The organism is Ewingella sp. AOP9-I1-14, from assembly GCF_052375995.1.
Classification (GTDB): domain Bacteria; phylum Pseudomonadota; class Gammaproteobacteria; order Enterobacterales; family Enterobacteriaceae; genus Ewingella; species Ewingella allii.
In genome coordinates this window covers 266,491-273,500 of record NZ_JBQSVA010000006.1, presented here as the reverse complement: position 1 = coordinate 273,500, position 7,010 = coordinate 266,491, and the positions used below count along the sequence as shown (strand labels likewise).

Annotated in this window: 5 protein-coding genes; all 5 read right to left on the bottom strand. The window is 52.6% G+C overall.

The window, feature by feature from the left end; all coding sequences use genetic code 11:
* The coding region (locus tag ACT3RT_RS17465) for an oligosaccharide MFS transporter (RefSeq protein WP_496203414.1) at window positions 1-889 on the bottom strand (889 nt) is incomplete at its 3' end.
* 60 nt (window positions 890-949) lie between these two features.
* Window positions 950-4,048: a beta-galactosidase gene (locus ACT3RT_RS17460; RefSeq protein ID WP_496203413.1), complete on the bottom strand. Its 3,099-nt coding sequence runs from the start codon at window positions 4,046-4,048 to the stop codon at window positions 950-952.
* A 136-nt stretch (window positions 4,049-4,184) separates the two neighbouring features.
* A complete protein-coding gene (locus ACT3RT_RS17455; protein ID WP_485902550.1) occupies window positions 4,185-5,267 on the bottom strand; it encodes a LacI family DNA-binding transcriptional regulator in 1,083 nt (360 codons plus the stop codon).
* A 24-nt stretch (window positions 5,268-5,291) separates the two neighbouring features.
* The gene (locus tag ACT3RT_RS17450) at window positions 5,292-5,675 is read right to left on the bottom strand and encodes a lysozyme inhibitor LprI family protein (protein ID WP_485902548.1); all 384 of its coding nucleotides are present in this window, start codon (window positions 5,673-5,675) and stop codon (window positions 5,292-5,294) included.
* Between the two features lie 158 nt (window positions 5,676-5,833).
* The gene (gene fbaA, locus ACT3RT_RS17445; RefSeq protein WP_034793046.1) at window positions 5,834-6,913 is read right to left on the bottom strand and encodes a class II fructose-bisphosphate aldolase; all 1,080 of its coding nucleotides are present in this window, start codon (window positions 6,911-6,913) and stop codon (window positions 5,834-5,836) included.
* Window positions 6,914-7,010 lie beyond the last annotated feature (97 nt).

Genomic DNA, 7,010 nt, shown 5'->3' with positions numbered 1-7,010 from the left:
TCCCGGCTAGAAGCAAAGCATTCTTACCACCTATGCGGTTCACAATCAGCGGCGCGAAGAACATGATGCAGGCATTCAGCAATTCGCCCAGGGTAGTGACGTAGCCAAAGACGCGCGTCCCTTCTGAAGATGAAGAAAAGAACGAGGTAAAGAAATTGGCAAACTGCTGATCGAATACGTCATAAGTACAGGAAACACCAATCACGTACAGGGCAAGAAACCACAGTTTTTTGTCTTTCAGCAGCTCAAGCGCCAATTTGAGATTGAACGATTTGGAGTTCACTCCCAGTTCGTTGGCCACCCGGGCGCTTGATGTCACCTCCGGTTTGGCGAGCAGTAACAGAATGGCGAGGATCACCGCACAGCCGGAGCCGAGCCAGAACACGAATTCGTTATTGATGGTAAACATGATGCCGACCACTGATGCGCAGAGCGCCCAGCCGACACAACCAAACATACGCGCCCGGCCAAATTCAAAGCTGCTGCGACGGCTGACTTTTTCGATGTAAGCCTCGATAGCGGGGGCACCTGCGTTGTAAATCAGTCCGAGGTAAATCCCCCCAACCACCGAGCCAAGATAAATGTTTATTTTCAGTAATGGGCCAAAAACATAAATAAAAAACGGCGCGAACAAAACCAGCATGCCGGTGATGATCCACAGCAGATGTTTTTTCAGCCCGAGTTTATCGGCAAGTAAACCAAACACCGGCTGGAACATTAGCGAGAATAATGAAATGCTGGCGAAAATAGTGCCGGTATCGCTTTTGCTAATGTGATTGATGTCATGTAGCCAGATAGGGAAGAACGGGAAGTAGGCGCCCATGATGAAAAAGTAGAAAAAGAAGAACAGCCCGAACATCCAAAAGTTAGTGTTTTTCAGGTAATACATAAGCAGTTTCCTTACGTCTGAATATTGCGCCACTGGGAATTAACCCAGCGGCACAGGCTGTCAGGCACGTTTCCAAATGAACGAATAATGGTACTGACCGGCTGTCAGCAGGAATTCCGGGCTGACGCTTGGGCTCCATGAATCATCGCCGCCGACGCCCATATGGAAGCCGTCGATGTTCAGCCATGTGCCCTCTTCTTCACGCAATAAGTGACGATGACTGGTATCCATCAGCTGGCGCAGACTGTAGCGGCTCAGACCAAAGTGGAAATTGCCGCGTAACTTCCATCCGGCGTAATCCAACTCGCGGGTCTCACCGCGCAGGCCGTTTTCGCTGGGGAAAACGTATGGCGTATACAACTCAGCCAGCGGCAAATCCCAGCGACCGTGTTGCGCCGCCAGACGGCGGTCGGGATAGTTTTCGTGCGGCCCTAGCCCCAGCCAGCTGACGTTCTCAGCGGTGTCCGCTAACTGACAGGTCAGGCCGATGCGTCCCGGTGACGGCACGTTTGACGCCACACGAACGTCGACACTGATATGCAACTCGCCCTGATTATTGATGCTGAAAATTTTGCGGCTCAGCAGGCGCGTTTCTTCATCGGTCATAAACCCATGAGTGGTAGTAATCACCACCCTGTCCTGCAACTGATCGGCGCTGATATTCAGCAGCCGCGATTCCAGGTGATACATTCCAGCGGCTTTCCAGCGCTCAATCCAGGCATTCGGATCAATACGGCTCACTTCACTGACGCCGATATCGTTATCGACGGGCGCGCGGACAAACTGGTCGCGCAACGCAGATAGCAGCCGCGGCGTTTCGCCATCAAACCACTGTTCAAGCTGCCCAGTTTGCTGACTGAACTGCCAGCGTTGCGCGCCGTGTGCCACAGAAATCAGATCGCCCTGCTGATCCAAAACCGGCGCAGCTGCGGGGATTCTCTCCGCCACCGGCAGGCTCAGAGGTTGTGGTAACTGCCATTGATCCCAAGCGCTGCGATGTCCGGCTTCAGACCACGCGGTCGCCTGCGGCTGATGTACAGCAACGTTCAGCCACACTTCACTTTCGGCCTGCGGGATATCACCCAGCTCTAACGTCTGTTTACCGTTTGGCGCTATATTCAGCGCCGCTTCCCCCTGTGAAATCACTTCGCCGTCATGTTCAATACGCCAGACTAACTGCTCGTTATCACTGTCGCGGAACAGATATTCACTTTGAATTTCGATCGTCAAAGGTGAGGTGCAGATCAGCGAGAACTGGAAGAATTGCTGTGCACGCTGCGCTTCGAATAAGGACGGATGCGGCGTACGATCGGCAAATACCAGACCGTTCATACAGAACTGGCGGTCATTCGGCGTGTCGCCGAAGTCGCCGCCGTAAACCTGATAACTTTTGCCCTGCGGCGAGGTTTTGGTCAGGCTCTGATCAACCCAGTCCCAGACGAAACCGCCCTGCAGACGCGGATACTGGCGGAAAGCTTGCCAGTATTTATCGAATCCCCCGAAGCTGTTGCCCATAGCATGAGCGTATTCGCAGAGGATCAGCGGGCGTGTTTCATCCGGCATGCTGATCCACTTTTTAATCGACCATTTGGGTACCGCCGGGAACGGCTGATCCTGTTCAACGCGGGAATACATCGGACAGATAATATCGGTTGCTGCGCTGTTAGCCCCCCCACCTTCGTACTGCACCGGACGGGTAGGGTCGACAGATTTGATCCAGCGATAGAGCGCGTCGTGGTTTGCGCCATGCCCTGATTCGTTGCCCAGTGACCAGATGATGATGCAGGGATGGTTGCGGTCGCGCTGAACCATGCGCGTGACGCGTTCGCTGAAAGCGTTAAACCACAGCGGGTCGTCCGACAGGCGATTCATCGGCTGCATGCCGTGGGTTTCGATATTCGCTTCATCCACCACGTACAGGCCGTATTCGTCGCACAGCTTGTACCACAGCGGATGATTCGGATAATGCGAGCAGCGCACGGCATTAAAGTTGTGCTGTTTCATCAGCACAATATCGCGACGCATGGTGGCTTCATCCATAACCTGACCGTTTTCAGGATGATGCTCGTGACGGTTGGTGCCTCGGATCAGCACTGGCTGACCGTTCACTTTCAGCAATCCGTTGCTGATTTCAACCTGACGGAAACCGACATCGCACGCTTCGGCTTCAATAAGTTGGCCTGTCGGTGAAATCAGTGAAATCACCGCGCGATATAGCGCTGGTTGTTCTGCGCTCCACAATTTCGGCCGGCTAACTGGCAGGCGCAGCGTAGTACGGTCATACACTGCACCCCGCTCATCAATAATTTCGCTGCCTAGCGGTTGCTGATGTTCTGCTACCGCTTTATCGCCCTGCCAAAGTTCGACGCGTACCTGATAATCAGTCGCAGTTTCCTGCGGCACGGCGGCACTGACCTGGACTTCCAGCTCCGCCTGCGTGAAACCGTGGAATAGATGCGTGCGCACCTGCAAGTCGGTGATTTGCTCCACCGGTTTATGCAGTAACGTGACATCTCGAAAAATGCCGCTCATGCGCCACATATCCTGATCTTCCAGATAGCTGCCGTCACTCCAGCGCAGCACCATCACAGCCAGACGGTTTTCTCCAGTGTGTAAAACATTGCTGAGATCGAATTCAGCCGGTAAACGGCTGTCCTGTGAGTAACCGACCCACTTGCCGTTACACCATAAATAGAACGCCGAATTGACGCCGTTAAACACGATGCGCGTTTGTCCGCTGCTCAGCCAGTCATGATCCACAGAAAATGTGAGCGAGTAACAACCGGTGGGGTTTTCTTCGGGTACAAACGGCGGATCCACCGGGATCGGATATTGAACATTGGTATATATTGGCGCGTCATAGCCTGCCAGCTGCCAGTTTGATGGCACCTGTAGGCGATCGGCGTCAACCAGATCCTGTTGCAACCATTGCTCAGGAACTGCCTCCGGGCGGTTAAAATAGCTGAAACCCCATTCGCCATTGAGGCAGCGGATTTTTGCTGAAGGCTGATTTTTTCTGGCTTCCTGAGCATCACGCCAACTGCTAAACGGCGGATGCGCAGGTAATCTATTGCACTGCGTCGAGGCAGGTTTCTCCCAGTCACGGCGGGCCAGAACGGTGGCCAGCGATGATAATTTATCTTCAGCAGATGGGTTCATACTCTCTTCTTGGCAAATTGTTATACGCTCACAATAATGTAAACATGCTTATCTGAAGAGAGTAAGTAAAGCGGAGGAATTCAGGAAAGGGACGCGGATCACAAATTCCGCGCCAGTCAGTGTTTACAAAGAAGGTTTACAGGGCACTAAGCTGATGCGCGATCCGGATCAGTTCCTGAGACAACGTTTCCTGTGAGACATTTTCTGCGCCTGGTCTGGCAGTGGTATGGCGCTCGACCAAAGAAGTGGGCAACAACAGGGAGCCACCGTGATGATTGTCATGATTATGCAGATTACCCAGCAGGCGATTGATGCTCTCATGCCCCAGTAGGCGAAAATCCTGTTTGATGGTGGTCAGCGGCGGGAAGAAAAAGGCACTGTCTTCAGTATCGTCATAGCCAATCACCGAAATTTGTTCCGGCACCCGCAGACCAAACTCATGCACGGCACGCAGGACACCGAGCGCCATCTGGTCATTGGCGACCAGAATGGCTGTCGGGCGCTTCGGCTGATTGAGCAGTAAAAACGCCTGCTGATAACCCGACGCCGCGCTCCAGTCGCCGTGCTGAATCGCACAGGGTGTAATATCACGCGTAGCCAGCGTGTTTAGCCAGCCTTCATAACGCAAACGCGCAGAGATAGATTCGAGCGGACCAGTCAGCACCGCGATTTGCTGATGTCCAAGCGCCAGCAAATGTTCCACCCCCTGCTCAGCCCCGCAATGCGGATCGAACAGAATTTTGAAGACGTCGGCTTCGGGATCCACATCCAGAAACAGCGCCGGCAAAGTGCCACAAAGCTGAGCTATTGCTGTCGCATCATCATTTGACAGCGGCACGTTGATCAGAATCCCATCCACCCGCTGTGACATTAGTTCGTTCACCGCCGTACGGCAGGCGGTCAGACTCAGGTTGTCGATCATCGAAATCACAACGTTGAAACCCAACTGATTCGCGCGAGTTTTCATCGCAGATGCGATTTGTGAGGGTGCGTGCAGCGCCAGTTCGGTAGTCGCCAGTCCGAGAGTGAAGCTTTTTTTGCCCGCCAGTTGCTGAGCAACACGGTTTGGGACGTAATTCAGCTCAGCCATCGCCTGTTCGACTTTATCGCGCGTTCTGACGGACACGTGCGCCGCCTGATTCAGGACGCGAGAAACGGTCTGATAGGACACACCCGCATGGCGCGCGACATCATCAAGAGTGACAGATTTTGGCTTCATGGCTTTCTACCTTCGGACCTCATGTTATGGACAGCTTAAATCACCTTCTTCACAGTGCATAATGTCATTAATTTCTTTGGTGCGCTGCTCGGTCTTCGCTTGCAGACATTGGGAATACACCATCGGCTGCGCTGAGCCGCCTTCAACGCCAGAAGATTGGAAGTCACAGTCGCTGTCGCGGAAAGCAATCCAGCTGCGCTGCGCCACTTTCAACTTCTTCTGCTGGTCAGCATTGAGTTGCGACATCTTCAGCTTATAGGCCTGATTTAACAGGGCATCGCTGTGTTTGAAGCCCTGAGCGGCGCAGATATTCATGTCAGTTTGGGTGTTGGCATTTTTGCAATCAACCTCGGCGGCGTGAGCCAGCGGGGTCAAAGCTAACAAAGTCAGCAGAACGGTAAGACGCATTTTCCTGTTTTCCTATGGAGAGCCTGTGGAGTGCCTATAAAGAGCCAGCCTGTGGAGAGTCAGGCATATGTTTGCCGGATTATAGACAATAAAAAAAGGGGCCGAAGCCCCTTTTAAGGTAATTCTCACTCTCTGATCCAAAGATCAGAATGGTTGAATTACAGACGGTCGATGGCGTTCAGTTCTTTGAATGCCAGTTCCAGGCGAGTCACCATGGAAGACTGTGCAGCACGCAGCCATACTCGTGGGTCATAGAATTTCTTGTTAGGTTTGTCCGCGCCTTCCGGGTTACCCAACTGACCTTGCAGGTAAGCTTCGTTTTTCTTGTAGAACTGCAGAATACCGTCCCAGTTAGCCCATTGGGTGTCGGTATCGATGTTCATTTTGATCACGCCGTAACCCACAGACTCTTTGATTTCAGCAGCAGTAGAACCAGAACCGCCGTGGAATACGAAGTTCAGGGAGTTGTGTGGCAGGTTGTGTTTCTTGCAAACGTACTCTTGAGAATCACGCAGGATGGTAGGAGTCAGTTTAACGTTACCTGGTTTGTACACGCCGTGAACGTTACCGAATGACGCAGCGATAGTGAAGCGCGGGCTGATGGCGTTCAGTTTTTCGTAAGCGTAATCAACGTCTTGTGGTTGAGTATACAGAGCTGATGCGTCCATATGGCTGTTATCAACGCCATCTTCTTCACCACCAGTGCAACCCAGTTCGATTTCCAGAGTCATGTCGATTTTTGCCATGCGAGCTAAGTACTTGCTGCAAATTTCGATGTTTTCTTCCAGAGATTCTTCTGACAGGTCGATCATGTGAGAAGAGAACAGTGGCTTACCGGTTTTCGCGAAATGTTTTTCGCCAGCGTCCAGCAGACCGTCAATCCATGGCAGCAGTTTCTTCGCGCAGTGGTCGGTGTGCAGGATAACTGGAACACCGTAGTGCTCAGCCATCTGGTGAACGTGGTGTGCGCCAGAGATTGCACCCAGGATTGCCGCGCCTTGTGGCACGTCAGTTTTCAGACCTTTGCCCGCGATGAACGCAGCGCCACCGTTAGAGAACTGCACGATAACTGGAGCGCGAACTTTAGCAGCAGCTTCCAGAACGGCGTTGATAGAGTCGGTGCCTACGCAGTTAACTGCTGGCAGAGCAAAGTTGTTTTCTTTAGCAATAGCGAAAACTTTCTGCACATCATCACCAGTGATGACGCCAGGTTTTACGAAATCAAAAATTTTAGACATAGTTCGGTGTCCTTTTTCGTCGGCCGTAGATGGATTTGAATCGGTTGCTATCTCGCCTGAGTTCCACTGTGCAGCCCCTCGCGCGAAATAGAAAAGT